General features: G+C 72.2%; 26 protein-coding genes and 2 pseudogenes. 19 read left to right on the forward strand and 9 right to left on the reverse strand.

Going from position 1 to position 26,650, the window contains the following annotated elements; all coding sequences use genetic code 11:
- Positions 1 to 34: 34 nt before the first annotated feature.
- A pseudogene (locus AB0L33_RS17535) lies at positions 35 to 253 on the forward strand (helix-turn-helix transcriptional regulator); the annotation flags it as partial.
- Positions 254 to 303: 50 nt separating this feature from the next.
- Here the strand turns inward: AB0L33_RS17535 and AB0L33_RS17540 are convergent.
- Together AB0L33_RS17540 and AB0L33_RS17545 are read right to left on the reverse strand one after the other, a co-directional pair.
- On the reverse strand, positions 304 to 909 hold the full coding sequence (locus AB0L33_RS17540; protein ID WP_365682267.1) for a dihydrofolate reductase family protein: 606 nt from the start codon (positions 907 to 909) through the stop codon (positions 304 to 306).
- 44 nt (positions 910 to 953) lie between these two features.
- Positions 954 to 1,526, reverse strand: a complete 573-nt coding sequence (locus tag AB0L33_RS17545; protein WP_365682269.1) for a dihydrofolate reductase family protein — start codon at positions 1,524 to 1,526, stop codon at positions 954 to 956.
- Between the two features lie 113 nt (positions 1,527 to 1,639).
- Here AB0L33_RS17545 and AB0L33_RS17550 point away from each other — a divergent pair, with 113 nt between their 5' ends.
- Positions 1,640 to 2,221, forward strand: a complete 582-nt coding sequence (locus AB0L33_RS17550) for a DinB family protein (protein ID WP_365682271.1) — start codon at positions 1,640 to 1,642, stop codon at positions 2,219 to 2,221.
- A gap of 90 nt (positions 2,222 to 2,311) precedes the next feature.
- Here the strand turns inward: AB0L33_RS17550 and AB0L33_RS17555 are convergent, their stop codons facing one another.
- Both AB0L33_RS17555 and AB0L33_RS17560 read right to left on the reverse strand, forming a co-directional pair.
- The gene (locus tag AB0L33_RS17555; RefSeq protein ID WP_365682273.1) at positions 2,312 to 3,235 is read right to left on the reverse strand and encodes an RNA polymerase sigma-70 factor; all 924 of its coding nucleotides are present in this window, start codon (positions 3,233 to 3,235) and stop codon (positions 2,312 to 2,314) included.
- 28 nt (positions 3,236 to 3,263) lie between these two features.
- Positions 3,264 to 3,737, reverse strand: a complete 474-nt coding sequence (locus AB0L33_RS17560; protein WP_365682275.1) for a carboxymuconolactone decarboxylase family protein — start codon at positions 3,735 to 3,737, stop codon at positions 3,264 to 3,266.
- A 160-nt stretch (positions 3,738 to 3,897) separates the two neighbouring features.
- Between AB0L33_RS17560 and AB0L33_RS17565 the strand changes: the two genes are divergently transcribed.
- Complete coding sequence (locus AB0L33_RS17565; protein ID WP_365682277.1) at positions 3,898 to 5,616, forward strand: sel1 repeat family protein; 1,719 nt, start codon at positions 3,898 to 3,900, stop codon at positions 5,614 to 5,616.
- An 8-nt stretch (positions 5,617 to 5,624) separates the two neighbouring features.
- Here AB0L33_RS17565 and AB0L33_RS17570 read toward each other — a convergent pair whose 3' ends face one another.
- The gene (locus AB0L33_RS17570) at positions 5,625 to 8,909 is read right to left on the reverse strand and encodes a S41 family peptidase (protein ID WP_365682279.1); all 3,285 of its coding nucleotides are present in this window, start codon (positions 8,907 to 8,909) and stop codon (positions 5,625 to 5,627) included.
- A gap of 162 nt (positions 8,910 to 9,071) precedes the next feature.
- Here AB0L33_RS17570 and AB0L33_RS17575 point away from each other — a divergent pair, with 162 nt between their 5' ends.
- Together AB0L33_RS17575 and AB0L33_RS17580 are read left to right on the forward strand one after the other, a co-directional pair.
- Entirely contained in the window at positions 9,072 to 9,644 is a 573-nt protein-coding gene (locus AB0L33_RS17575) for a TetR/AcrR family transcriptional regulator (protein ID WP_365682281.1), read from the forward strand.
- Positions 9,645 to 9,769: 125 nt separating this feature from the next.
- Complete coding sequence (locus AB0L33_RS17580; RefSeq protein WP_365682283.1) at positions 9,770 to 11,998, forward strand: MMPL family transporter; 2,229 nt, start codon at positions 9,770 to 9,772, stop codon at positions 11,996 to 11,998.
- Between the two features lie 131 nt (positions 11,999 to 12,129).
- Here the strand turns inward: AB0L33_RS17580 and AB0L33_RS17585 are convergent, their stop codons facing one another.
- Positions 12,130 to 12,486 carry an SsgA family sporulation/cell division regulator gene (locus AB0L33_RS17585; protein WP_365682284.1) on the reverse strand — a complete coding sequence of 119 codons (357 nt, stop codon included), beginning with the start codon at positions 12,484 to 12,486 and terminating at the stop codon, positions 12,130 to 12,132.
- Between the two features lie 199 nt (positions 12,487 to 12,685).
- On the opposite strand from AB0L33_RS17585, the gene AB0L33_RS17590 reads away from it, so the two are divergent.
- The 7 genes from AB0L33_RS17590 to AB0L33_RS17620 all read left to right on the forward strand — a co-directional run bounded on the left by AB0L33_RS17590 (position 12,686) and on the right by AB0L33_RS17620 (position 18,923).
- A complete protein-coding gene (locus AB0L33_RS17590) occupies positions 12,686 to 13,744 on the forward strand; it encodes an energy-coupling factor ABC transporter permease (protein ID WP_365682286.1) in 1,059 nt (352 codons plus the stop codon).
- 1 nt (position 13,745) lies between these two features.
- Positions 13,746 to 14,507 (forward strand): cobalt ECF transporter T component CbiQ, encoded by a 762-nt coding sequence (gene cbiQ / locus AB0L33_RS17595; RefSeq protein WP_365682288.1) that lies wholly within the window; start codon positions 13,746 to 13,748, stop codon positions 14,505 to 14,507.
- Positions 14,504 to 15,277, forward strand: coding sequence for an ABC transporter ATP-binding protein (locus AB0L33_RS17600; RefSeq protein ID WP_365682290.1), 774 nt, complete (start codon positions 14,504 to 14,506; stop codon positions 15,275 to 15,277). The genes cbiQ and AB0L33_RS17600 overlap by 4 nt, the downstream gene beginning before the upstream one ends.
- Positions 15,278 to 15,343: 66 nt before the next feature.
- Positions 15,344 to 16,504 carry a serine hydrolase domain-containing protein gene (locus tag AB0L33_RS17605; RefSeq protein WP_365682563.1) on the forward strand — a complete coding sequence of 387 codons (1,161 nt, stop codon included), beginning with the start codon at positions 15,344 to 15,346 and terminating at the stop codon, positions 16,502 to 16,504.
- Positions 16,505 to 16,580: 76 nt separating this feature from the next.
- Positions 16,581 to 17,357, forward strand: coding sequence for an SDR family NAD(P)-dependent oxidoreductase (locus AB0L33_RS17610; protein WP_365682292.1), 777 nt, complete (start codon positions 16,581 to 16,583; stop codon positions 17,355 to 17,357).
- Between the two features lie 85 nt (positions 17,358 to 17,442).
- The gene (locus tag AB0L33_RS17615) at positions 17,443 to 18,009 is read left to right on the forward strand and encodes an RNA polymerase sigma factor (protein ID WP_365682294.1); all 567 of its coding nucleotides are present in this window, start codon (positions 17,443 to 17,445) and stop codon (positions 18,007 to 18,009) included.
- Positions 18,006 to 18,923 (forward strand): CU044_5270 family protein, encoded by a 918-nt coding sequence (locus AB0L33_RS17620; RefSeq protein ID WP_365682296.1) that lies wholly within the window; start codon positions 18,006 to 18,008, stop codon positions 18,921 to 18,923. The genes AB0L33_RS17615 and AB0L33_RS17620 overlap by 4 nt, the downstream gene beginning before the upstream one ends.
- 88 nt (positions 18,924 to 19,011) lie before the next feature.
- On the opposite strand, the gene AB0L33_RS17625 is transcribed toward AB0L33_RS17620, so the two are convergent.
- Complete coding sequence (locus tag AB0L33_RS17625) at positions 19,012 to 19,755, reverse strand: SDR family oxidoreductase (RefSeq protein ID WP_365682298.1); 744 nt, start codon at positions 19,753 to 19,755, stop codon at positions 19,012 to 19,014.
- A gap of 104 nt (positions 19,756 to 19,859) precedes the next feature.
- Between AB0L33_RS17625 and AB0L33_RS17630 the strand changes: the two genes are divergently transcribed.
- The gene (locus tag AB0L33_RS17630) at positions 19,860 to 20,708 is read left to right on the forward strand and encodes a LysR family transcriptional regulator (RefSeq protein WP_365682300.1); all 849 of its coding nucleotides are present in this window, start codon (positions 19,860 to 19,862) and stop codon (positions 20,706 to 20,708) included.
- An 83-nt stretch (positions 20,709 to 20,791) separates the two neighbouring features.
- Positions 20,792 to 21,202 carry a VOC family protein gene (locus AB0L33_RS17635; protein ID WP_365682302.1) on the forward strand — a complete coding sequence of 137 codons (411 nt, stop codon included), beginning with the start codon at positions 20,792 to 20,794 and terminating at the stop codon, positions 21,200 to 21,202.
- 268 nt (positions 21,203 to 21,470) lie between these two features.
- On the opposite strand, the gene AB0L33_RS17640 is transcribed toward AB0L33_RS17635, so the two are convergent.
- Positions 21,471 to 21,695, reverse strand: a complete 225-nt coding sequence (locus AB0L33_RS17640; protein WP_365682304.1) for a hypothetical protein — start codon at positions 21,693 to 21,695, stop codon at positions 21,471 to 21,473.
- Entirely contained in the window at positions 21,695 to 21,898 is a 204-nt protein-coding gene (locus tag AB0L33_RS17645) for a hypothetical protein (RefSeq protein WP_365682565.1), read from the reverse strand. The genes AB0L33_RS17640 and AB0L33_RS17645 overlap by 1 nt, the downstream gene beginning before the upstream one ends.
- A 170-nt stretch (positions 21,899 to 22,068) precedes the next feature.
- Between AB0L33_RS17645 and AB0L33_RS17650 the strand changes: the two are divergent.
- The 5 genes and pseudogenes from AB0L33_RS17650 (at position 22,069) to AB0L33_RS17670 (ending at position 26,580) form a co-directional block, all read left to right on the forward strand.
- A pseudogene (locus AB0L33_RS17650) lies at positions 22,069 to 22,803 on the forward strand (DUF6879 family protein).
- 12 nt (positions 22,804 to 22,815) lie between these two features.
- Positions 22,816 to 23,667, forward strand: coding sequence for a helix-turn-helix transcriptional regulator (locus tag AB0L33_RS17655; protein ID WP_365682306.1), 852 nt, complete (start codon positions 22,816 to 22,818; stop codon positions 23,665 to 23,667).
- 112 nt (positions 23,668 to 23,779) lie between these two features.
- Complete coding sequence (locus tag AB0L33_RS17660; RefSeq protein ID WP_365682308.1) at positions 23,780 to 24,601, forward strand: aminoglycoside phosphotransferase; 822 nt, start codon at positions 23,780 to 23,782, stop codon at positions 24,599 to 24,601.
- Positions 24,602 to 24,628: 27 nt separating this feature from the next.
- Entirely contained in the window at positions 24,629 to 25,909 is a 1,281-nt protein-coding gene (locus AB0L33_RS17665) for a histidine kinase (RefSeq protein ID WP_365682310.1), read from the forward strand.
- Positions 25,906 to 26,580: a response regulator transcription factor gene (locus AB0L33_RS17670; RefSeq protein WP_365682312.1), complete on the forward strand. Its 675-nt coding sequence runs from the start codon at positions 25,906 to 25,908 to the stop codon at positions 26,578 to 26,580. The genes AB0L33_RS17665 and AB0L33_RS17670 overlap by 4 nt, the downstream gene beginning before the upstream one ends.
- The last annotated feature ends 70 nt before the right edge of the window (positions 26,581 to 26,650 follow it).

The raw sequence follows: 26,650 nt of genomic DNA on the forward strand, positions 1-26,650 counted from the left end.
CCGGTCATGGCCCTGCTGAGCACACTTGCGAGCGGAACTGGCACGTCGTGCCGAGATGACCCAGCCGCAGATTTCCAGCATCGAGGGTGGGGATTCGGTGCCGACCCTCCCGTTGCTCACCCGTCTGGCCAAGGCCCTGGACGCGTCCCTGACGATCGACCTCGACCACGACACCTCGGCCTTCACCTTCACACCGCACGGCAGCCACGACCCGGAAGCGGAGCGCGGAAGCGAACGGGGTTCTGCGGCATGACGAGCTGGCTCCGGCCCCTGCCGGAGCCACCACATCCCCCGCGCCCGCCCTCAGAAGCTGTCGTACGTCGGCCGTCCCGCGGGCCGGTAGACCGCCAGGAGCGTGCCGCCCTTCGTCCCCGTGACCGTGACCGGTTCCAGGGCCGTCGGGATCGCGCCGTCCGCGAAGAGGCGCTTGCCGGTGCCGAGGATGACCGGGTGGATCGTGAGGCGGTATTCGTCCACCAGGTCCTCGCGCATCAGGGTCTGGGCCAGGTCGCCGCTGCCGACGACGTTGATGTTGCGGCCCTCCGTCTCCTTGAGGCGGCGTACGGCGGTGGCGGTGTCGCCCTCCAGGAGGGTGGAGTTCTGCCAGTCCACGGAGGACAGGGTGCGGGACGCCACGTACTTGTGCATGGAGTTCATGCGGTCCGTGAACGGGTTGTCCGGGTCTGCGGTCGGCCAGTACGACGCGAAGATGTCGTACGTCTTGCGGCCGAGGAGCATCGCGTCGGTGTCCTCGTACCAGGAGGCGATCGCCTCGCCGACGCCCTCGTCGAACGTGGGCTTCTGCCAGCCGCCGTGCGGGAAGCCGCTCTCGGGGTCCTCGTCGGGGCCGCCGGGGGCCTGCATGACGCCGTCGAGGGTCAGGAACGTGGTGACGATGATCTTGCGCATGGTGTGTGTTCCTCTCGCGGTGGAGCAGAGCGGCCCCGTCGGCCTCAGCGGACCACGTCGAAGACGTTCTTCTGGATGCCGTTCGGGAACGCCTCGTGCTCCACGAGCTTCAGGTGCTGGGTGTCCTTGTCGGCCTCGCTGAACAGGCGCTTGCCCGCGCCGAGGAGCAGCGGGAAGACGAGCAGGTGGTAGCGGTCGATCAGGCCGGCGTCGGAGAGCGCGTGGTTGAGGGTGGCGCTTCCGTGGACGATGACCGGGCCGCCGTCGGTCTCCTTCAGTGCGGCGACGTCGTCCATGGACCGGAGGATGTGGGTCTCGCCCCACGTGTCCACGAGGCCGTCCTCGGTGAGCGTCGTGGACACGACGTACTTGGGCATCGCCTTGTAACCGGCGAACTCCTCCATGCCCGGCCACACGGGGCTGAACGCCTCGTAGCTGGCCCGCCCCATCATGAGCGCCCCGGCCTCCTCCTGCTCCCGGCCCTTGATCTCGTACGCCTCGGGGAGGAAGTCGATGCCCTTGAAGGTCCAGCCGGAGTTCCGGTAGCCGGGCTCGCCGCCCGGGGCCTCCATGACGCCGTCGAGGGAGACGAAAGCGGTGCTGATGAGTGTGCGCATGGTGTCCTCGGGGTCTGTGCCGCGTGCTTTACATGGGTTCAGACTGTGCCGTCGGGGAAAAGTCATCGGTCCGGCGTTCCGGACGGGTCCCCCGGATGGCAGAGTCGGTACGCATGATCCATGACGCGGTGAAAGAACGCCTCCACGACAACCTGCGGAACGCCCGTGAGGCCATGGTCTGGAAGCTCGACGGGCTCGGCGAGTACGACATCCGGCGGCCGTTGACCTGGACCGGGACCAATCTGCTGGGCCTCGTCAAGCACCTGTCGTTCTGGGAGGCCCGGTACTTCGGCGACGTCTTCGGGCGGCCGTTCCCCGAGCCGCTTCCCCGCTGGGACGACAACGAACCGGCCGGCCGGGACATGTGGGCCACCGAAGGGGAGACCCGGGAAGAGATCGTCGGGCGCTACCAGCGGGTGTGGGCGCACACCGACGCGACCATCGCCGCGCTGCCGCTCGACGCGCCCGGCCGGGTGGAGTGGTGGGGGCGGCCCGAGGTGCGGCTGTTCGACGTCATGATCCACCTGCACGGCGAGACCGCCCGGCACGCGGGCCACGCCGACATCCTGCGCGAACAGCTCGATCACGCGACGGGCAGGACGGCCGCGTACGCCGAGCCGCAGCAGGACGCGGCGTACTGGGACGCCCACCGCGCGAAGGTCGAGCGCGCGGCGAAGGCCGCCGAAGGCGCGTAGCGCCCGGGGCGCCGGTCCGGCAGCAGTCGGGCGCCCCGCCCCGGCGGGGGCGGGGGCCCGGCGCACGCCGCCGCCGAAGGCGCGCAGCGCTCAGCGGTCCCGCCTGCGCAGCGCCTTCACCTCGCGGTCCACCGCCCACGCGTCCGCGACCGGACCGAGGTGGCCGAGCTTGTCCGGGTTGATCACCGAGCGGACCGTCTGGATGCGGCCGTCCAGCACGTCCAGGGACAGGATGTGGAGCACGCCGCCGTCGCGCACGCGGAACAGCGCCCCCGGGCGGCCGTTCACCTCGCGCGGTTCGCAGGTGATGCCCGCCTCGGCCATGAGGGGGTAGACCGTGGCGAGCAGCCGGGCCGCGTTGTCCGCGCCGACGACCGTCCTGGCCAGCTGCGGGGCCTTGCCGCCGCCGTCGCCGACGAGCTGGACGTCGGCGGAGAGCAGGCTCCGCAGCCCGTCCACATCGCCCCGGGACAGCGCGTCGAAGAACCGGCCCGCCAGCTCCCGCTGCTCCGCGCGGTCCGCCTCGAACCGGGGCCGCCCCTCGTGCATGTGGCGCCGGGCCCGTACGAGCAATTGACGGCAGGCCGCCTCGGAGCGGCCCACCGCGGCCGCGATGTCGTCGAAGCCGAAGGCGAAGACCTCCCGCAGCACGAACACCGACCGCTCCAGCGGACTCAGCCGCTCCAGGAGGAGCAGCGACGCCATCGACACCGAGTCCGCCAGCTCGGCGGCCCGCGCCGGGTCCGCGTACGGGTCGTCCAGCAGCGGTTCGGGCAGCCACGGCCCGGCGTACTCCTCCCGCCGCACCCGCGCCGACCGCAGGACGTCGATCGCGATCCGGGTCACCGTGGTGGAGAGGAACGCCTTCACCGAATCCGGCCGGGTGGCCGAGGCGTCGTAGCGGAGCCAGGTCTCCTGGACGGCGTCCTCCGCCTCGGCGACGCTGCCCAGGATGCGGTACGCGATCGAGAACAGCAGCGCCCGCAGTTCCTCGAACTCCTCGGCCTTGCCCATGCCGCTTCCTTTCCCTCGCTGCTTCCGCTCAGTGGAACTGTCCGGGCTGGTAATCGCCCGCGGGCTGCTGCGTGATGATGTTCAGCCGGTTCACCGCGTTCATGAACGAGACCAGCATGACGAGTGCGGTCAGCTGCTCCTCGTCGTACAGCTCGGCCGCCCTCGCCCAGGTCTCGTCGTCCACCCCGGTCCCGGCGTCGGCGGTACGCGTGCCCTGCTCGGCGAGGGCGAGGGCGGCGCGCTCGGCGTCGGTGAAGACGGTCGCCTCCCGCCAGACCGCGACGAGATTGAGCCGCACCGCGCTCTCCCCGGCCGCGAGGGCGTCCTTGGTGTGCATGTCGACGCAGGCGGCGCAGCCGTTGATCTGGCTGATGCGGAGGGCGACGAGCTCCTGCGTGGCGGCGGGCAGCGGCAGGTCCTTCACCTCTCGGCCGCACGCCATGAAGTACTTGATGGCCTTGCCTGCGACCGGGTTGCTGAAGTAGTTGAGGCGAGCGTTCATCGGGTGCTCCTCGGGATCGCTGTGGTGCGTTCATTCCTGGGACGAGACAGCGCGCCGTGTTGTGACATCGCCCCGTTCGCGGTCGTGGGCGGTGCGCAGGAGATGTGAAGCACCCGGGCCCGGCCCCGGGGCCGGCCAACTCGCCTGGCACCATGCGCCCATGACCACCCAGGACATACAGACCCGGGGCGAGGCGCTGGTCGCCGCCGCTCTGGCCAAGGATGTGAAGGCCGCCCACCGGCACACGGACTTCTTCGTGTTCGGGAGACACATCGACGAGGGCATCCCCTACTGGGAGCGGGCCGTCGAGGCCGGGGACATCTGGTCGCACTACACGCTGGCCCGGTACCGGAAGGTCCGGGGCGACCGGGCGGCGGCGGACGCGCTCTACCGGGAGTGGGCGGAGTACGACGGGGGGTGCGCTTGGGGGCTCGGGGTGCTGCTGCGGGAGGACGGGAAGACCGACGAGGCCGCCGAGTGGCTGCGGAAGGGGTGGGAGAACGCGCGGCACCTCGAATGCAAGATCGAGCTGGGCAAGATCATGGCCGCCGAGGGGCGGTGCGCGGAGGCGTCCGCGTTTCTCATGAGCAAGGCCGAGCTCGGTGACATCGCCGTGTTCCGCTGGTCCCGGCTCTTCGACTCGTTCGAGGAGGTCCTCGACCGGGTCGCCGCTGCCCTGGACATCGCCGAGGCCGACGAGGACGGCGCGGCCGCCCTGGCGGCGGTCCGGGGACTCTTCGAGCTGGACAAGCACTTCGCGGACTACCCGGGGCTCGTCCCCCGCGCCGACGCGCTCTACCGCCGGGGCTCCGAGCTCAGCGCCGAGGCGGGGATGTACTACGCGATGTTCCTCACCGAGACCGGCGAGGAGGGCTGGCCCGATGCCGTCGAGCTGCTGCTGCGGGCGCGCGAGGCGGGCGTCGAGCAGGCCGCCGCGCTCCTCGGCAACAAGTGCGAGCAGCGCGGCGAGCTCGCGGAAGCCGAGCGCGCCCACCGGCTCGCCGTCGAGGCGGGCGAGGAGGCGCCCAAGTGGAACCTCGGGATGCTGTGCCTGCGGCTCGGCCGGTACGACGAGGCCGAGCACTGGTTCCGGCAGTTCGGCGAGGACGACAAGGACGCCGTGCAGCAGCTGGCCCGGATCGCCGCGTTCCGCGAGGGCGGCGCCCGTGCCGCCGACGAGCCCGACTACCGGCAGCTCCCCGCGCTGCGCGAGCGGGCCGAGGCGGGGGACGCCGAGGCCGGGTACGAGTACGCCGACATGCTCAACGACTGGGGCGGCAAGAACGCCCGCTACCTGATCCCCTGGATCGAGCCCGCCGCCCGCGCCGGGAATCCGGACGCGGCGTACGACCTGGCGCAGCTGTACGCGAAGCTGCGCCGCTTCACCGACCGCGACACGTGGCACCGGGTGGCCGCCGAGGGCGGCGACCGGCACTCCTGCCACCACATGGGCTGGCTCTCCGACCACCACCGGGACTACCAGGAGTCCGAGCGCTGGTACGTCCGCGCCGCCGGTCTCGGCTCCCGCCTGGACTCCATGATCGCGGGAAAGCTGATGGTCCAGCGCCAGGCGTACGCCGAGGCCGAGCCGTACCTCCGCCGGGCCTGGGAGGAGGGCGACGACAACGACAAGTTCCGCACGGAGACTGCTGGTTACTACGGAGTCGCCTTGCGCCACCTGGGCCGACTGGACGAGGCCATGGACCTCCTGACGCTCGCCGCCGACCGCTGGCGTGAGGACGTGCTGCCCCTCTACGACCTGGACGACCTGGACCTCCACGCCCGGATGATCCGGCCGGATGAGGAGCTGGAGGCGCTGGACGAGCAGCTGGACGCGGAGCTCGACGCGGAGCTGGCGGAGGACGACGAGGAGAAGTGATCCTCCCCCTACCTCGGCGGCAGTGGTGGCCGCCGTAGGTTCGGGGCCGTGTCGTACGTCGGCGGCGTCGCCGGAGGGTGCGCCGCCAGGAGGTCCAGGGCGGTGCGGACCGCGTCGTCCAGGACCGCGTAGCGGCCCTCCGCCCAGTCCAGCGGGGTGCGCAGCGCCTCCAGGTCCGGTTCGACGCCGTGGTTCTCGACGGACCAGCCGTACGTGTCGAACCAGGCCGCGTTCATCGGCACCGTGATCACCGTGCCGTCGCCCAGCCGGTGGCGGCCGGTCATGCCGACGACGCCGCCCCAGGTGCGCTGGCCGACGACCGGGCCCAGCTTCAGCAGGCGGAACGCGGCGGTGATCATGTCGCCGTCGGAGGAGGTCGCCTCGTCGGCCAGGGCGACGACGGGGCCCCGGGGGGCGTTGGAGGCGTAGCTCACCGGCTGGGCGTTGCGGGTCAGGTCCCAGCCCAGGATCGTACGGGTGAGCTTCTCCACGACCAGCTCGCTGATGTGGCCGCCGGCGTTGCCGCGTACGTCCACGATGAGCGCGGGGCGGGACACCTCCATGCGCAGGTCGCGGTTGAACTGGGCCCAGCCCGAACCGCCCATGTCGGGGATGTGGAGGTAGCCGCACCGCCCCCCGCTCAGCTCCCGGACCACCTCGCGCCGCTTGGCGACCCAGTCCTGATAGCGCAGGGGGCGTTCGTCGACGAGGGGCACGATCGCGATGCGGCGCGGACGGCCCCCGCCCTCCGCCGGGCGGAAGGTCAGCTCGACCGTCGTGCCGCCCGCCGCCGACAGCAGCGGATACGGCCCGGCGACCGGGTCCACCGGGCGGCCGTCCACATGGGTCAGCACCGCCCCCTCGCGGATTCCCGTACCGGCCAGCGGGGAACGCGCCTTGGAGTCCGACGAGTCGCCGGGCAGGATGCGCAGCAGGGTCCAGTCCCCGTCCCGGCACGCGAAGTTGGCGCCGAGCAGGCCGATCGCGCGCTGGTAGTGCGGCGGGCCCTCGTTGCGGCGCGCGGGCGACACGTAGGCGTGCGAGGTGCCCAGCTCGCCCAGCACCTCGCGCAGCAGGTCCGCGAACTCGTCGGGCGTGGCGACGCGTTCGACCAGGGGCCGGTACTGGTCCAGGACCCCCGGCCAGTCGATGCCGCACATGTCCGGCTCCCAGAAGTACGAGCGGATGATGCGGCCCGCCTCGTCGTACGCCCCGCGCCACTCCGCCGCCGGGTCCACCTCGTGCAGGATGCGGCGCAGGTCCAGATAGACGGTCGAGTCGTTGTCGCCGGGCTCCGTGGCGGGGACCGCGCGCAGCTCGCCGTCGTCCATCACGACCAGCCGGGACGCGTCGCCGCTGACCTCGAACCAGTCGAGGTGGCCCACGAGTTCGGTCTTCTTCGCCTTGGCGATGCTGAAGTGCTCCAGGGTCGGGCGGCCCGACATGTCCGCCGGGTTGGCGAAGGTCTCGCCGAGCGCCCCGGAGATCGGCCAGCGCAGCCACACCAGGCCGCCGCCGCTGACCGGTGCCAGCGCGGAGTACTTCGAGGCGGAGACCGGGAACGGCGTCACCCGGCTCTGCAGCCCCTCGAACTCGACGGTGACCGTGGACCCCTCGGTCATCCCCGCCTCGGCCGAGTCGACCGGGTCCAGGCCGCCCGCCGCGGGCCGCCCGTCGGGCAACAGGGCGAAGGGGGACGGGGTCGCCGAGGAGAGCGGGACCAGATAGGGGCGGCAGCCGAGCGGGAAGGACAGGTCGCCGGTGTGGACGTCGTACACCGGGTCGAAGCCGCGCCAGGACAGGAACGCCAGATAGCGGCCGTCGCCCGTGAAGACCGGGTTCTCGTCCTCGAAGCGGCCGTTGGTGACGTCCACGATCGCGGGTTCGCCCGGACCGCCGATCCGGGCCAGCTTGATCTTGCGCAGGGAGCGGCCGATGCCCGGGTGCGACCAGGTCAGCCAGGCGCCGTCCGGGGAGAACGCCAGGTCGCGGACGGGCCCGTTGACGGACCGGATCAGCTCGACCGGCTCGCCCGTGGCCGTCTCCTCGTCGGTGTCCAGGAGCAGCAGGCGGCCGTCGTGCGCGGCGATGGCGAGGCGTTCGCCGTCCGGGTCGGAGACCAGCTCCAGGACCCGGCCGATGAGGCCCGAGGCGAGGCGGCGGACCGGGCGGTCGCCGCTGGCGCGCGGCAGCGGGGCGATCTCGACGGCGTCCTCGCCCTCCGCGTCGGTGACGTAGGCGACCTGGCCCCCGCTGCCCAGCATCTCCGGCAGCCGCACCCGGACGCCCGGCGTGTCCGAGATGGTGCGGGCGGGCCCGTCGCGGTGCGTGAGCCAGTACAGGCTGCCGCGTACCGACACGGCGCTCGCCCGGCCGGTCTCGTCCACGGACACCGCGTCCACATGGCTGGACGCCGGGACCTGGTACGTACGCCGCCCCGCGCGCGGGCCGCCGAGCCGGACCTCCAGCTTCCGGGGGACCGCGTCCGGCGTCTCCAGGTCGTCCACCAGCCACAGCTCGCCCGCGCACTGGTAGACGACCCGGCGCCCGTCGCTCGCCGCGTGCCGGGCGTAGAACGCGTCGTGGTCGGTGTGGCGGCGCAGGTCGGTGCCGTCGGGGCGGCAGGAGTAGAGGTTGCCGACGCCCTCGTGGTCGGAGAGGAACGCGATCCGGCCGCCCACGAACATCGGGGTGTCGAGGTGCCCGCCGATGTCCGGGAGCAGCCGCTCGCCGTGCAGCCACAGGCGGCCCATGGCCCCGCCCCGGTAGCGCTTCCAGGCCGCCGGTTCGTGCGGCGGGGTGCCGGTGAGCAGCAGGGTGCGGCGCTCGCCCCCGGTGTCGGCGACCGCGATGTCGGAGACCGGGCCCCAGGGGAGCTTGCCGCCGGGGCTGCCGTCGGTGGGGACGCTGTAGGCCCAGGAGAAGTAGGAGAACGGCTGGTTGTGCGAGGAGACGGCGAGGATCTGCGCCGCGTCGCCCGGGTCGGGCGTCCAGCCGCAGACCCGGGTGTCGGTGGAGCCCCAGTAGGTGAGCCGGCGGGACGGTCCGCCGGCGACCGGGGCGAGGTGGATCTCCGGGTCGAGGCTGCGCCACGACGTGTACGCGATCCGGGTCCCGTCGGGCGAGAACCGGGGGTGGCCGACTCTGGTGCGGTCGACGGTGACCCGCCAGGCCCGGCCGGGGCGCTCTCCCTCGGCGGCGAGCGGGGCGACCCAGAGATCGTCCTCGGCCGCGAAGCAGAGCAGATCCTCGTGGAGGTGCGGGAAGCGGAGATACGAGACGTCGTCACTCACCCCCCAATGCTTTCCGCGCGAAGGGGGCCCGGCAACTCAGAGAGGCCCGCCTTTTGTGGTGCGAGCCACAAACGAAACCGTTTCGTTTCGCTCGACGGCCGGGGTACCGTTCTACTGTACGAAACGGTTTCGTTCGATGATCCATCGGACAGGAGGTCGGCCATGGCACGCACACGGCTCACGCCCGAGCGTGAGAGCGAGCTGTACGCCGCCGTGCTCGACCTGCTCCGTGAAGTCGGCTACGACGCCCTCACGATGGACGCCGTCGCCGCCCGTACGCATTCCAGCAAGGCCACCCTCTACCGCCAGTGGGGGAGCAAGCCCGCTCTTGTCGTCACGGCCCTGCGGCACAACAAACCCGGCAGCCTCGGTGATGTCGACACCGGATCGCTGCGCGGGGACTTCCATGCCGTGCTCAGCCGCGGTGACGACTGTCAGATGGAGAAGGACGCCGCGCTGATGCGGGGTCTGAGCCATGCCGTCCACGACAACCCCGACCTCCTGCAGGCCCTGCGCGAACTGCTGATCGAACCGGAGATGACCGGTCTCGACACGCTGCTGCGCCGGGCCGTGGACCGGGGAGAGGTGAGCCCGGACAACCCGGCGCTCAGATACGTACCGCACATGCTGGTGGGCGCCGTCGCCACCCGGCAGCTGGTCGAGGACCGCCCCGTCGACCAGGCATTCCTCCTCGACTACGTCGACTCCGTGATCCTCCCCGCTCTCGGAGCCTGACTTCACCGGTCCCCGCGCTTTCCGCACGGCCCCCTCCCCAAGCCCCACCTGACACGCCGCTCTCGTCGTCGGGCTGGTTCCTCACGCCCATTTCCACTCAACGACCTGACCGGGAGTACGCCTCCGTGGCCACATTCCTCTACAAGCTCGGACGGCTCGCCTTCCGGCGCCGCCGCTATGTCGCCCTGATCTGGGTGGCACTGCTGGCGCTCGCCGGGTTCGGCGCGTCCTCCGCAGCCACCGCGACCTCCAGTTCCTTCTCCATCCCCGGTACGGAGGCCCAGAAGGCCTTCGACCTGCTGGAACAGCGCTTCCCGGCCGCCAGTGCGGACGGCGCCACCGCGCGCATCGTCTTCAAGGCCCCCGAGCACGAGAAGATGACGGATGCGGCCAACAAGGCCGAGGTCGACAAGATCACCCGGGAGCTGAAGGAAGGCTCCGACCAGATCGCCTCCGTCACCGACCCGTACACCGGCAACGCCGTCTCCAAGAACGGCTCCACCGCGTACATCTCGGTGTCGTACAAGGTCAACTCGATGGAGCTGACCGACGCGACCCGGGACGCGCTGGAGGACGCCGGCACCCACGCCCAGAAGAGCGGGATGACCGTCGAGATCGGCGGTGACGCGCTCCAGGTGATGCCGGAGACCGGCGCCACCGAGGTCATCGGCATCGCGCTGGCCGCCGTGGTGCTCGTCATCACCTTCGGCTCGCTCATCGCGGCCGGGCTGCCGCTGCTCACCGCCCTGATCGGCGTCGGCATCGGCGTCTCCACGATCACCGCCCTGGCCAACGTGCTCGACCTGGGCAGCACCACCTCCACGCTCGCGATGATGATCGGCCTCGCCGTCGGCATCGACTACGCGCTGTTCATCGTCTCCCGCTACCGCGCCGAGCTGGCCGAGGGCCGGGAACGCGAGGAGGCGGCGGGCCGGGCGGTCGGCACGGCCGGGTCCGCGGTCGTCTTCGCCGGGCTCACCGTGGTCATCGCCCTCGTCGGCCTGGCCGTCGTCAACATCCCGATGCTCTCCAAGATGGGCTTCGCCGCGGCCGGCACGGTCGCCATCGCCGTCCTCATCGCCCTCACCCTCGTCCCGGCCATGCTGGGCTTCGTGGGCAAGCGCATCGTGGGGCGCAGGGCCCGCAAGGCCGCCGACGCGGCGGACAGGCCCGAGGCGAAGCCGAACATGGGCACCCGCTGGGCCCGGTTCGTGCTGCGCAAGCCGGTCTGGGTGCTGCTCGTCGGCGTCCTGGGCCTCGGCGCCATCGCCGTACCGGCCGCCTCGCTGGAGATGGGCCTGCCGGACGACGGCTCCCAGCCCACCAGCACCACCCAGCGCCGCGCCTACGACCTGCTCTCGGACGGCTTCGGCCCCGGCTTCAACGGTCCGCTGCTCGTCGTGGTGGACACCGAGGACAGCGCGGACGGCAAGGCCGCGGCCAAGCGGGTCGGCGACGAGATCGCCGGGATCAAGGGCGTCGTCGCCGTCACCCCGGCCACGTTCAACAAGGCCGGCGACGCGGCGATGATCACCGTCGTCCCGAAGGACCGCCCGAGCTCCGTCGAGACGGAGAACGTGGTCCACGCGATCCGCGACGCGGGCAAGGACATCAAGTCCGACACCGGCGCCGAGGTGCTGGTCACCGGCTCCACCGCGATGAACATCGACTTCTCGCAGAAGATGAACGACGCGCTGCTGCCCTACCTGGCGCTCGTGGTCGGCCTCGCCTTCCTGCTCCTGATGGTGGTCTTCCGGTCGGTGCTGGTGCCGCTGAAGGCGGCGCTCGGCTTCCTGCTCTCGGTCGTCGCGGCCCTGGGTGCGGTCGTCGCGGTCTTCCAGTGGGGCTGGCTCGGCTCGCTCTTCGGGGTCGAACAGACCGGTCCGATCATGTCGATGATGCCGATCTTCATGGTGGGCGTGGTCTTCGGCCTCGCGATGGACTACGAGGTCTTCCTCGTCACGCGGATGCGTGAGGCGTACGTCCACGGCGAGAAGCCCGGCCAGGCCATCGTCACCGGCTTCAAGCACGGGGCGCGGGTCGTCACGGCCGCCGCCGTGATCATGATCGCGGTCTTCTCCGGCTTCATCGGTTCCAGCGAGCAGATGATCAAGATGATCGGCTTCTCGCTCGCGATCGCCGTCTTCTTCGACGCGTTCATCGTGCGCATGGCGATCGTGCCCGCCGTCCTGGCGCTGCTCGGCAAGCGCGCCTGGTGGCTGCCGCGCTGGCTGGACCGCGCGCTGCCGAACGTGGACGTCGAGGGCGAGGGCCTGCGCAAGGAGCTGGACGAGCCGTCGTCCGGCGACGCCGGGCCCGAGTCCGGCGGGGAGCGCGAGCTGATCCGCGCGTGAGCCGCACGGAGTGAACTCCGGGGCCGCGTCCGAGCGGTGCGCGGCCCCGGCAGGCCCGGGTTACCTGTGGGGACGGGGGGCCGGGGCGGCGGGAGCCCCCGTGCACGGTGTGCACGGGGGCTCCCGGCATGTCAGGTGCGGGCCGCGGTCTCCGGCCGCGGCGCCTCGTGGTGCGTACGCCGCAGGAAGCGGACCAGCGGGGCGCAGTCGAACTGGACGACGTCGACACCGTCCGCGGTGTGCCGCTCCATGATCACCTGGACCCGGCCGCACGGCCATATCCGCCAGCCGTCCTCCTCGACCGGGTAGCGCAGTCCGCGTTCCAGGAGCTCGCGCTCGACGGCCCACTCCGTGCCGCCCGGGTAGGCGATGCGGATCGTCGCGGGGGAGTCCGCGCCGTCGAACCGCAGCTCGACCGGGACGACGGGCAGGTCGCGGGCGTCGGTGACGAGCCGGGCACGGGCATGGTCATGGATCACGGAGGACATGGGCCGACTCTCCATCCTGCTTCTGCAACTTTGTTATCTAATGTCCCATATTTTACGTAAAGGGCACTATGGAAGCCCTATGCAGTTGTGAGCGACGCGCTCTTGCGAACGCTTCGCAACAAGGTCCTATCATTGAGAGGTTCACGACCCCGCGCACCCGGCGCGCCCACGCGAGAACGCAGGAAGCGGAGCCTCCCCCATGCATGTACCCGACGGATTCATCAACGCACCCGTCTCCGCCGTCGCGGGCGTCGTCGCCGCCGGAGCCGTCGCCGTCAGCCTGAAGGGCGCCCGGCGCGAACTGGACGAGCGCACCGCGCCGCTGGCCGGGCTCGTCGCCGCCTTCATCTTCGCCGTGCAGATGCTGAACTTCCCCGTCGCCGCGGGCACCAGCGGCCATCTGCTCGGCGGGGCGCTCGCGGCGATCCTCGTCGGGCCGTACACCGGCGTGCTCTGCATATCCGTCGTCCTGCTGATGCAGGGCATCCTCTTCGCCGACGGCGGCCTGACCGCGCTCGGCGTCAACGTCCTCGACATGGGCGTCGTCACCACCGTCGTCGCGTACGCCCTCTTCCGCGGCCTCGTCGGCGTGCTGCCGCGCACCCGCCGCTCGATGACCGCAGCCTCCTTCGTCGCCGCGCTGGTCTCCGTACCGGCCGCCGCCGGGGCCTTCACGCTGATGTACTGGATCGGCGGGACCACCGACATCCCGATCGGCAAGGTCTTCACCGCCATGGTCGGCGTGCACGTCCTCATCGGCATCGGCGAGGCCGTGATCACCGCGCTCACCGTCGGCGCCGTCCTCGCCGTCCGCCCCGACCTGGTCCACGGCGCGAAGGGCCTCACCGCCCCGCTCAAGCTCCGCGTCGACGGCGAACTGGTCGACGCCCCGGCCCCGGTGCGCGAGCCCGCCCCCGCCGCGCACCGCCCGACCCGCGGCCTGTGGGCCACCGGCCTGGTCACCGCCCTCGTGCTCGCCGGATTCGTCTCCTTCTACGCCTCCGCCAATCCGGACGGCCTGGAGAAGGTCGCCGCCGACAAGGGCATCGACAAGGAGACCAAGGAGCACGCCACCGCGGACTCCCCGCTCGCCGACTACGGCGTCAAGGACGTCTCCAACGCCCGGCTCTCCGGCGGCCTCGCCGGGATCATCGGCGTCGGCGCCACCCTCGTCGCGGGCAGCGGCGCCTTCTACGTGGTCTCCCGCCGACGCCGTACGCAGGGCGAGGCGGACACCCGCACCGAGGAGAAGGTCTGACATGGGCGCAGGCCACGCGCACAAGCTGTACCGGCACGGGCACTCACCGGTCCACGACCTGCCGCCGCACTGCAAGCTCGCCGCCGTCTTCTGCTTCGTCGTGGTCGTCGTCTCCACCCCGCGCGAAGCCGTCTGGGCCTTCGGGCTGTACGCGCTGCTCATCGCGGGCGTCACCGCGCTCGCCCGCATTCCGGCCGGCTTCCTGCTGAAACGGCTCCTGATCGAGGTGCCGTTCGTCGCGTTCGCCCTGCTCATGCCGTTCGTCGTGCCCGGCGAGCAGACCCACGTCCTCGGCCTGTCCGTCAGCGTCCCCGGCCTCTGGGGCGCCTGGAACGTACTGGCCAAGGGCACCCTCGGAGTCGCCGCCTCCGTGCTCCTCGCCTCCACCACCGAACTGCGCGAACTGCTGCTCGGCCTCCAGCGCCTCAAGCTGCCGCCGCTGCTCGTCCAGATCGCCTCCTTCATGATCCGGTACGGCGACGTCATCACCGACGAGATGCGCCGCATGTCCATCGCCCGCCGCTCCCGCGGCTTCGAGGCGCGCGGCGTACGGCACTGGGGCGTCCTCGCCAAGTCCGCCGGGGCGCTGTTCATCCGCTCCTACGAGCGCGGCGAACGCGTCCACCTCGCGATGGTCAGCCGGGGCTACGCGGGCTCCATGCCCGTCATCGACCAGGTGACGGCCTCCCGCACCCAGTGGGCGTATGCCTCCGCCCTCCCGTTGCTCGCCCTCGCCGTGTGTCTGGTGGGATGGACCGTATGAGCCCCGACCCCGCCCCCGTACCGCCCTCCCTGGAGGTCAGCGGCCTCGCGTACGCGTATCCCGACGGCCACCAGGCGCTCTTCGGCGTCGACCTGACCGTCGGACGCGGCGAACGCGTCGCGCTCCTCGGCCCGAACGGCGCCGGCAAGACGACCCTCGTCCTCCACCTCAACGGCATCCTGGAGGCGGGCGCCGGGTCGGTGCGCGTCGCCGGAATGCCGGTCGACAAGCGGAACATGGCCGAGATCCGCCGCCGCGTCGGCATCGTCTTCCAGGACCCGGACGACCAGCTCTTCATGCCCACCGTCCGCGAGGACGTCGCCTTCGGACCCGCCGCCGGGGGACTGCGCGGCGCGGAGCTGGAGGAGCGGGTCATGGAGGCGCTGAAACAGGTCGGCATGGAGGACTACGCGGGCCGGCCGCCGCACCACCTCTCCTTCGGGCAGCGCCGCCGCGTCGCCGTCGCCACGGTCCTCGCCATGCGCCCGGAGATCCTGGTCCTGGACGAGCCCTCCTCCAACCTGGACCCGGCGTCCCGGCGCGAACTCGCCGACATCCTGCGCTCCCTGGACGTCACCGTCCTGATGGTCACGCACGACCTGCCGTACGCGCTGGAGCTGTGCCCCCGCGCGGTGATCCTCAGCGACGGGGTCATCGCCGCCGACGACCGCACCCAGGACCTCCTCTGCGACGAACCCCTGATGCGCGCCCACCGCCTGGAACTCCCCTTCGGCTTCGACCCGCGTTCCGTGACGGTGAATTCCGGGTGACCCGCCCCACCTCCCACCTGCGGTGCCGTGCACCATGGGGGGATGAGCGGGAGTGCGGCAGCAGGCGTGGACGTACGGGGTACGGCGGCGCCCGGATTCGAGGCGGTCCGGGACGCTTTCGTCCGTAATTTCGAGCAGCGCGGGGACCGGGGCGCGGCGGTCGCCGTCTACCGGCACGGGCGCAAGGTGGTCGACTTGTGGGCCGGCACCAGAGACGTGGACGGCACCGAACCCTGGGCCGTCGACACCGTCCAGGTCGTCCGTTCCGCGGGCAAGGGCATCGCCGCCGCCGTCCCGCTGCTGCTCCACCAGCGCGGCCAGATCGACCTGCACGCCCCGGTCTCCACGTACTGGCCGGAGTTCAAGGCGAACGGCAAGGAACGCGTCCTCGTCCGCCACCTCCTCGCCCACCGGGCCGGGGTCCCGGCCCTGGACCGGCCGCTGACCCCGGCGGAGGCCGCGGACGGGGCGAGCGGTGCGCACGCCGTCGCCGCCCAGGCCCCCGCCTGGGAGCCCGGCGCGGCGCACGGCTACCACGCGCAGACCTTCAGCTGGCTCATCGGCGAACTCGTGCGCCGCGTCACCGGGCGCACCGTCGGCCGCTGGGTCGCCGAGGAGATCGCCCGCCCGCTCGGCCTCGACTTCTGGTTCGGCATCCCCGAGGACGAGGCCCACCGGGTGGGCCGGATCGGGCCCGTCGAGGCACCGGCCGCCGAGAACACCGGGGCGCTGCGGATGCGCCCGAAGCGGTCGGTGGTGGACGCCTACCGCGATCCGGAGTCGCTGACCCGGCGGGCGTTCGGCGCGATCGACCCGCTGCCCGACGAGAACGACGCCGCCTACCGGGCCGCCGAACTCCCCGCGTCCAACGGCACCGCGACCGCGCGCGGCCTGGCCCGCTGCTATGCCGCGATGATCGGCCCGGTCGACGGCCAGCGGCTGTTCGCCCCGGCGACCCTGACGCTCGCCCGCACCGAGGAGTCGGCGGGCCCGGACCAGGTGCTCGTCGTCAACACCCGCTTCGGCCTGGGCTACATGCTCCACGGCCCGGCGAGCCCGCTCCTCGCGCCCGGCTCCTTCGGGCACCCCGGCCGGGGCGGCTCGCTGGGCTTCGCGGACCCGGAGTCCGGGATCGCCTTCGGATACGTGACGAACGGGCTCCAGAAGGGAGTCACGGCGGACCCCAGGGCGCAGGCGTTGGTGCGGGCGGTGCGTTCGGTGCTGTGACCGCTTCGGGCTTCGGGGGAGTTGTTGCCGACCGCCCCCGGGCCCGGGACCTGATCCGCGCGGTACGGTCGGCGCCATGACTCGCTTCGACGGATACGCCGTCCTCATCACCGGTGCGGGCCGGGGCATCGGCGCCGCCACCGCCCGCCTGCTGGCCGCGGAGGGCGCCCGCGTCCTCGTCACCGACCTGGACGGCGACCGGGCGGAGTCGGTCGCGTCGGAGATCCGGGCGGCCGGGCACACGGCCGAGGCGCTGGTCTGCGACGTGGCGGACCGGGCGGCGGTCGAGGCGGCGGTGGCGCATGCCGTGGAGACCTTCGGCGGGCTCGACGTCCTCGTCAACAACGCGTACTCCTGCAGCCTGGACAGCACGCTCTTCGAGGACGAGCCGGACGAGACCTGGCACCGCGACCTGGACGTGTCGCTGGGCGGCGCGTACCGCTGCTCGCGGGCCGCGATGCCGCACCTGGCGGCGTCCGGCCGGGGTGCGATCGTGTCCATCGGCTCCGTCAACGGCGTGCAGGACTTCGGCAACCACGCCTACAGCGCCGCGAAGGCGGGCCTGGCGAGCCTCACCCGCACCCTCGCCGGCCACGCGGGCCCGCGTGGCGTCCGCGCCAACCTCGTCGTCCCCGGCACGATCCGCACGGACGCCTGGGCGGGCCGCGAGGCGGAGCTGGACCGGGTCCGCGCGCTCTACCCGCTGGGCCGCGTCGGCGAACCGGAGGACATCGCGAAGGCGGTGGCGTTCCTCGCGTCGTCGGACGCGGAGTGGATCACGGGGACCTCGCTGTGCGTGGACGGCGGGCTGACGGCGGTGAACACGGGGTTCCGGGCGGCGGTGTCGGAGTAGTCCGGGCCGCCCGCGAACGCTCGGGGCCCTCCTGTGCAAGTACGGGGTGAGACCGCCGCCCCGGCGGTCCGGGACAGGAGACCTCATGGACCCGGACGAGGATCTGCTCACTCGTTCCGCACGTGAACCCACGGCCTTCGAGCCGCTGGTCGCCCGGCACTCGGCCGCCCTGCACGGCTATCTCGTACGCCGAGCCCCGGCAGCCGCCGACGACCTGCTCTCCGAGGTGTGGCTCCAGGCGTACGCCCACCGCGCGACGTTCGACGCCGCGCGCGGCTCCGCCCGGGGCTGGCTGTTCGGCGTGGCCCGCAACGTGCTCTCCCGGCACCGGCAGGCCGCGGCGCGTGCGGCCGGCCGCGCCGGGCAGCGGGACGCCGACGCCACGACGGCCGACCCGTGGCAGGCCGTGGACCAGCGCCTTGACGCCGCCTCGGTCGCCCCGGAACTGCGCCGCAGGCTCGCTGAACTCCCCGCCTCGGAGCGTGAGTTGCTGCTGCTCGTGGCCTGGGAGCAGCTGACCCCCGCCGAGGCGGCCGCCGCCGTCGGCATCCCCGCCGGAACAGCCCGTTCCCGCCTGCACCGAGCCCGCGCCCGGCTGCGCGACGGACTGACCGGCCCCGCCCGTACGACCCTGACGGGAGACTTCGCATGACGCACGAGAACCGCCCCACGGACCTGCTCGACTTCCCCGGCGCCGCCGCCCTGGAGCGCGCCGGGCGCACCGGACCGCTCGACCCGGCGGTCCAGGCCCGCGCGCACTCGCTGATCCTGGACGCCATCGCGACGGACGCGTCGGCGCCCGTGACCGTTTCGCGCTTCGGCCGCCGCAGGGTGTTCGCCCTAGCGGCGGCCGTCGCGGCGGTGGCGGTGGGCGCGGCGGTGCTCCCGGTCACCGACTTCGGGGGCGACGGCCCGGCGGCGAGCGCGTCGGCGTCCGAGGTGTTCACGAGCATGGCGGACCGGGTGGCGGGCGGACCGGCTTCCTCCGCCCCGTACTGGAAGACGACCATCAGGACCTGGGCCGAGGGCTACAAGGCCCACACCGACGACACCTACCTGGGCCGGGACAAGGTCGTCGTCAAGACGCAGAACGGCCGCACGATCACGAAGGACAACCCGAACGGGACGAGCTGGGCCGTCGGGAACGGCTCGGTCGCCTGGGACGACCTGGACACCCTCCCGACCCGCCCCGACGCCCTCCGCCGCACCCTCGCGGCCGGAGCGAAGGGCTCCGCCGCCGAGCAGACCGTCCGCCAGGCCGGCGAACTCCTCACCACCGCCCCGGTCTCCCCGCGCCTGCGCGCCGCGCTCTACCGGGTGCTCGCGGCCACGCCGGGCGCGGTGGTGACGGAGGGCGTCAAGGACGCGACGGGCCGCACGGGCACCCGTATCTCCTGGAAGTGGAAGGAGCAGTGGCCCGTCCACAGCGACCACAACCCGAACTGGATCGTGCAACCGTCCACCGGCCGCCTCCTGGAGCGCAACATGGAGCCCGGGAACAAGCCCGGCCACGTCTCGCAGCGCGACACGTACCTGTACGCGGGGCCGGCGAAGACCACGGGCTGAGGTGCGCCGCCGCCCGTCGGCGGACGGCGGGGCACCACGGGGCTGAGGCCGGCCGAGGGCTTCCGGTGCGGCGCGCACCGGAAGCCCGTCACCAGGGGATCTCGCCCTCGTCGCTGAAGAAGCGGCCGGTCGGTCCGCCGTCCTCCACCGTGGCCAGCCGGATCGCGGCGGTCGCACCCTGCTGCGGGGTGCGCGTCCCGCGGAAGCCGTTGAGGTCGGTCGCGGTGAAGCCGGGGCAGACGGCGTTGATCAGGATCTGCGTGCCGGCCAGTTCCTTGGCGTACTGCACGGTGACGGCGTTCAGGAAGGTCTTGGACGGCGCGTAGGCCATGGAGATCGGGCCGGTATCGGCGCCCGGGGTGGTCTGGAGCGTGAGGGAGCCCACGCTGCTGGACACGTTCACGATCCGGGGCGACGGTGCGCGGCGCAGCAGCGGGAGCAGGGCGTTGGTGACGCGGATGACACCGATCACGTTGGTCTCGACCGTCGCCCGCACCCGGTTCACGTCGACGGTGGTGGGTTCCTGGGGGTGGCCGCCGGTGATCGCCGCGTTGTTGACGAGCGCGTCGAGCCGCCCGGCCCGCTCCTCCACCAGCCGGGCCGCCGCGGTCACGCTCGCGTCGTCGGTCACGTCCAGCGGTACGCCGAAGGCGTCGGCCCCGGCCGCGCGCAGCTTGTCCACGGCGGCCGCGCGCCGCTCCTCGTCCCGCGCGCCGACGCCGACCGTCCAGCCGAGCGCGCCGAGCCCGGCGGCGATCTCGTATCCGATGCCCTTGTTGGCCCCGGTCACCAGCGCGACCTTGGGGTGGTTCACATGCTTCGTCTCAGTCATGTCTCCGATGGTTCTCTCCACCGGGGCGGGGCGTCCAAGACCGACCGGGTGGGCGGCGATACCGTCCGGGTATCGCTCCTGATGAGGCCCGCTACGCTGGCGGGGTGGAGACACGTGAACTGCGCTACTTCGTCGCGGTCGCCGAGGAGTTGCACTTCGGCCGGGCCGCCCAGCGGCTCGGGATCGCCCAGCCCCCGCTCTCGCGGGCGATCGGCGGCCTCGAACGGCGGCTGGGCGTGCTCCTCCTGGAGCGTGGCAGCCGGGGCGTCACCCTGACCGGGGCCGGGGCGGTGCTGCTGCGGGAGGCGCGGGCGGCGCTGGACGCGGTCGAGGCCGCCGAGCGCCGCACCCGCCGGGCCGCTCCCACCGCGGCCGGTCACCCCACGGTGATCCTCGCCGCGAAGGCGGGCGCCTCCGGCGAACTGCTGGCCAAGCTCCTCGACGCCTACGCCGCCGAGCCCGGCGCCGTCACCGTGGACGTCCTGCTGTGCGGGCCGGGTGAGCAGGCGGGGGTGCTCCGCGACGGCCGGGCGGACGTGGCCCTGCTGCACCGGCCCTTCGACGACCTGGCCGGCTTCGACACCGAGGACCTGCACACGGAGGGCCAGGTCGCGGTCCTCCCGGCCGGCCACCCCCTCGCCCTCCGCCCCCACCTGAGCCTCGCCGAGGTCACCGCCCTCCCCGACCTCCCCCTCCCGCGCTGGCCACGCCCCGACGGCACCTTCCCGGACGGCCCCGGCCCGAAGGTGCGCGACCACACCCAACTCACCCAGCTCATCGCCCTGGGCCGCGCCTGCGCGATCGTCCCGGAATCCATCCGCACCGGCCTCCACGAGGGCCTCGTCGCCGTCCCCGTACCCGACAGCCCCCACGTCACCACGGTCATCGCCTGGCCCCCGCACAGCCGCTCGACGGCGGTGGCGGGACTGGTGCGCGCGGCCGTGGGGGTGTGACGGAGCCCGTATCGCGGGCGCCGAACGCCCTTCGAAGCCGCCTGGTCTCGAAGCCGGGTGGGACCTTGTGCCAAGATCGCGGGATGCTGCGACTCACCGATTTCATCATCGACTGCCCGGACACGATGAAGCTGGCTTCCTTCTACTCCGAGGTGACGGGCCGCCCGGTGAAGGAGGACAGCACCGAGGACTGGGCCGGCATCCGGTTCGGCGAGATCGAGCTGGCGTTCATCCGGGTGGACGACTACCGCGCTCCGCAGTGGCCCGACACAGAGCACCCCAAGCAGTTCCACCTCGACTTCGAAGTGGACGACATGGAGTCCGAGCAGCGCCGCGTCCTCGACCTCGGCGCGACGCTGAGGCAGGACTTCATCGGCCCCAACGGCTACGGCTGGCGGATCTACACCGACCCGGTCGGCCACCCCTTCTGCCTGTGCCGCAACAAGGGCGTCGTCTGGACCGACGAGGGGCCGGTCTGGCCGGAGCGCGGCTAGCCCTTCGGCTCGTAGCGCTTGAGGCCCCTCGCGGCCCCGCCCTCATGCAGGTCTCAGGGGGCCGGGCGCGGCGTGCCATCCCTCCCAGGACGGGCCCACACGGCAGTGGGCGGCTCCTCGCTGTCCGGCTGTGGCGTCGACGGCCTTCTGAACCGGTGCCATGCCTCGCGTACTCGGGCGCCCGAATCGATCACATACGGATAGGTCAACCCAACGCCGCCTCGCCTCGCCTCGGGCAAGTTGAGGTGAGGCCGGTGTGTCGGCCGGACTACTTCACAGGGTGCACACGCTCCAGCGGTACGTCCCACTCGATGCCACCGCCGACGGGGCGCATGAACGCCTGACGCCTGACGCCGCTGTTGGTCTCCTTGGTGCGTTCTTCGATCACCCCGACCAAGTGACCGGTGCGCTCCGAGATCGTGTCGATGACCAGGGTGCCCGGAGGGTACGGCAGCTTCCCATGCCTCAGCGTCGTCGGCTGCTTGTCGGTCATCACTGGCGGCCCCCTCGCTGAAGTGCTTCGGCCAGGCGGGCGGCTACATCTGCACGCACGCGTCCCAGCTCGACGAGCCGTAGCGCGGGGGACACGCTGTCGACACCGAGCGAGGGAAGAACGAGTCCGGCGTCGGCCAGCGCTCCCCGCAGAGACTCCATCGCCGCCAAAGCGTCGATGTCCTGCTGTTCCTTGGTTGTTATGAACGAGACGCCAGGAGAGGGCAGTTGCCCGGCGGTATGCTGCTTTCTCAGATTTGCTCGACCGTTCACGAAGATTGCCGGTGTTTTCTCACGCGATCTGTCCGACCTCGTAGAGCCGGGCAGAGGCTCCAGCCATGCTGTTGGATCACGACCCCGAAGGGAGAGTGTCCATGGCTCGTCAGTTGCGCTTCACCGGCACAGACAGCAAGGTCGACGGTTGCCCCGCCCTGCACACGGACGAAGGCACGGGCGAGATCGTCGTGCAGGGCCCGCCGCTCACCTAACCGGAAGACCTGGCGCAGCTCCGGCACTTCGGGCCGAACGATGCTGCGGTGGTCGTGCCGCGCGAACTGCTCGTGAACTGGGGACCGAGGGAGAGGGAGCGGGTGCCGGACCTCGTGGACAGGGCAACCTTCCGCCGCCTCTTCGAGACCTTCGAGCACACGGCTTGGCGACTGGAGACGCGGCGCGGTTACGCGTCCGACCGTGAGGACCCCGACTTTCAGGAGTTCTTGGCCACCGGGTCCGCGCCCTGCGACCTCAGCGAGCCCTGGTTCGTCAACATCAAGGCCCAGACCGCGGCAGGCAAGACGGTCGGCCGGGTGCGCGTTGCCGACCGCCCCATGACCACCGAGCAGCGGTTCCTGCTCGACTACGCGCGACACAACGCGGCGGTCGGCGAGGGCATCCGCTACCTGTGGCGCGAGGACGCGGCCGACCTGCCCGCCGAGGACTTCTGGATCTTCGACTCACGCATCGTTGCCCTGTTGCACTTCGACGAGGCCGACAACATCACGGACATCGAGCTGATCACCGAACCGGCTGAGGTGGTGCGGTATGCCATCGCCCGCGACGCGGCCATGCACCACGCGGTGCCGTTCGACCAGTTCGCCGCGACCGAGTAGAGCGCGGGGCCGGTGAGCACCGACTATCAGCAGGCACGGGAAGCACTGGGGGCGCGGCTCCGCGAACTCCGGTTCTCCTGTCCTGGCGGTCGGCTCACCGGCCAACAGCTCGCCCAGCGGCTCGGCTGGCAGGGCTCCAAGGTCAGCAAGCTGGAGAACGGCAAGCAGACAGCCACCCCGGACGATCTCAGGGCCTGGGCCGACGCGACCGAGCAGCCGGGCACGTACCCCGAGCTTGCCGCCCGGCTGGCGGGGTTCGAGTCCCACATCCGGTCGTGGCGCAGGGCACTCGCGAACGGCTTCAAGCCGCTGCACGAGGGCCTGAGTGCGGAGATCGACCGCAGCTCTCAGGCGTGGATCTGGGAGGAGTCGGTGGTACCCGGTCTGTTGCAGACCTCCGAGTACGCTCGCCACGTCGTCCAGCGGTACGCCAATCTGCTGGGCTGGGCGAGCGACATCGAGGCCGCCGTACGCTCCCGGGCGCAGCGGCAGGAGTGGCTGTACCGGCCTGGCCACAAGCTGTACGTCCTTATGTGGGAAGCCGCGTTGCGGTCGCTGATCTGCCCACCTTCCGTGCTGGCCGCGCAGCTCGACCGTCTCACCGGAATGATCGGCATGGACACGGTGAAGCTCGGCGTCATCCCGTTCACTGCCTCCGTGAAGATCGTGCCCGCCAACGGGTTCTGGGTACTTGACGACCGCCTGGTGGCCGCGGAGGACTGGCACGCCGAGATGTGGTTGGACGACGCCGACAACGTCACCTTGTACTCGAAGGTCTGGCGTCTCCTCCAGGAGTCGGCTGTGTACGGGGCCGAGGCCCACAACGTCATCAACGCGGCCAGACGTGCGCTGAACCCGCGTTGACGGGTCGCCTGCGCCCGAAGGCCGGGGACGGTCTCTCCGTGCCGGCGGGCACGGCCGGCCAGGAGCCGGAGGCCCCACCCGGCACCGCCACCTCCTGGAAGAGTGAAGCCCCATGGCGACCACCCGCATCGGCCTCGACCAGATGCCGCCCGCCGCTCGTACCGCCGTCGAGGAACACACCGGCCCCCTCCGCACGGTCGAAGAAGCGACCGACGGCTTCAACAGCGAGATCGCGGCCCGCGTCACCTCCGCCACGGGCACCTGGCACATCAAGGGCCTGCGCAGCGACCACCCCCGCGCCTGGACCCAGCGCCGGGAAGCGGCCATCGCCCCCTTTCTCACCGGCCTGGCCCCAGCCCTCCGCTGGCACGTCGAGTCGGAGGGCTGGGACCTCCTCGGCTTCGAAGCGCTCACAGGCCACCACGCCGACTACGCCCCTGGCTCCCCAGATCTCCCCGAGGCCGTTTCTCTGCTGCGCCGCCTCGGCGAAGCCCCGTGTCCAGGCATCGAACTCCGCCAGGCCGAACAGCGCTTGGAGCGCTACGCAGCCCAACCGGACGACCTCCGCTTCTTCGCCGGACCCCACCTGCTCCACACCGACCTGAACAACACCAACGTCCTCGTGGACGACGACGCCCCGGCGGGTGATCGGGCCCGGCTGGTCGACTGGGCCTGGGTAACCCGGGGAGCGGTCTGGCTCGACACCGGCTACTGGGTCATCTGGCTCATCGCCTCCGGCCACACCCCCGCCTCCGCCGAGCGCTGGGCCGCCGAGATCCCCTCCTGGCACCTCGCGCCCGCCGAAGGCATCACCGCCTTCGCCGCCGCCGGTGCCAAGCTCTGGTCCGGGATCGCCACCGCCGACCCCAGCCCGTGGACCCGGCGCCTCGCGGCGGCTGCCGCTGCCTGGCACGCCCTCCGTCCGGGCCGGTGACAGCGTGGTGCACATACGCTGGTGACCATGACCTCAGTGGAGGAGGAGCGCCCGCGCGCGCTGCTCGCGGGTGCTTCGCGGCGGTGGGTGCGGGCGCTGCCGTGGGCCGTGGCGTTCGTGCTGTGCGTCGCCCTGCTGCCCACCACCATCCGGGTCCTCACCGCCGACTACGGCCTGAACGGGGGCGTCGCCGCCGTGCTGGCCGTCGCCCAGGCGGCACCGCTCCTACTGGCCGTCGTACGGCCGCTGCGGGCCTGGTACGTGGTGTTCGCCGCAGACGTGGCGGGGGCGCTCGCCCTGCTCGCCGTCGACTTCGAGGACCGGTTGCTCTGGCCGTTCCCGCCCATGCAGATCGTCGGGTACGTCGGGCTCTGCCTCGCCCTGGGCCTGCGCGAGCGGCGCCGGACGCTGATTCGGGTGTGGCTGGTCACGGCGGGGGCGAACGTGGCCCTGGGGTTCGCCGCGCCCCACGGCTTCGGTGCGCGGGACCTGCTGTTCACCATCCTCGGCGGCATCGCGCTCCTGCTGGGCGGCGCGCTCCGTGAGCGGTCCGACGCGCAGCGCAGGCTGGCCGAGCAGGAGACCATCAGCGAGGCCGAGCGCGGGCGGCGAACGCTGCTGGAGGAGCGCGCCCGGATCGCCCGTGAACTGCACGACGTGGTGGCCCACCACATGTCCGTCATCACGGTGCAGGCCGACACGGCGGAGTACCGCCACGACGGGCTTCCGCCGCAGTTGCGGGAAGAGTTCACGTCCATCGCGGCCACCGCGCGCCAGTCGCTCGGCGAGATGCGCAGGCTCCTCGGCGTGCTGCGCAACGAGGACGCGCGCGGTGAGCTCGTGCCCCAGCCGGGCCTCGCGCAGATCGGGCCCCTGGTGGAGGCGACGGAGCGGGCGAGCGGGCGGGTGGACTTCACCCCCTGCGACGCCGAGGTGCCCGAAGCGGTGGGCCTGTCCGCCTACCGGATCGTCCAGGAGGCCCTGGCGAACGTCGTACGGCACGCGCCGGGCGCGCACACGCGGGTGTCGCTGTCCGTGTCGGACCCGACCGCGTCCGCGTCGGACCCCACCGCGTCCGCGTCGAACCCCACCGCGCCCGCCGTCCCGCAGCTCACCGTCCTCGTCGTCAACGGCCCGCCGCCGGAGGCGTCCGGAGGGCCGCTCGAAGCGAGCGGCACCGGGCACGGGCTCGTCGGCATGCGCGAGCGGGTCAGGATCATCGGTGGCACCCTCGACGCGGGGCCGCTCCCGGACGGCGGCTTCCGGGTCGCCGCCCTCCTCCCACTCACCGGAACGGACCTCACGTGACGACACGCGTCCTCATCGTCGACGACCAGGCCATGGTGCGGGCGGGCTTCGCCGCGCTGCTGGCCGCCCAGAGCGACATCGACGTGGTGGGCGAGGCCCCCGACGGCGAGCGGGGAGTCGAGCTGAGCCGGCAGACCCGCCCCGACGTCGTGCTGATGGATGTCCGGATGCCCGGGATGAACGGCCTGGCGGCCACACGCGAGCTCCTGCACCCGCCGTCGGGCGTGACCCACCGGCCGCGCGTCCTGATGCTCACCACCTTCGACGTCGACGACTACGTCTACGAGGCGCTCCGGGCGGGCGCGAGCGGCTTCCTCCTCAAGGACGCCGCGCCGGCCGACCTCATCGCGGCGGTCCGCGTCGTGGCGTCGGGCGACGCGCTCCTCGCTCCCTCCGTGACCCGCCGCCTCATCGCGGACTTCGCCCAGCAGCGCCCGGCCGCCCGGGGCAAGCCCGCGCAGCGCCTGGGCGGCCTCACGGAGCGCGAGACCGAAGTCCTCTCGCTGGTGGCCCGCGGCCTCTCGAACGCGGAGATCGCGCAGACCCTGGTGCTGGCCGAGCAGACCGTGAAGACCCACGTCAGCCGCGTCCTCACCAAGCTCGACCTGCGCGACCGCGCCCAGGCGGTGGTCTTCGCCTACGAGTCGGGGCTGGTGACCCCGGGCGAGTAGGCGGTCCCCGCACGCTCGCTCTCCGCCACCCCCTACGGCCGTAGCATCGCCATCTTGGCTCCCGGGTATG

It is taken from the genome of Streptomyces sp. NPDC052299 (assembly GCF_040679335.1).
Classification (GTDB): Bacteria; Actinomycetota; Actinomycetes; order Streptomycetales; family Streptomycetaceae; genus Streptomyces.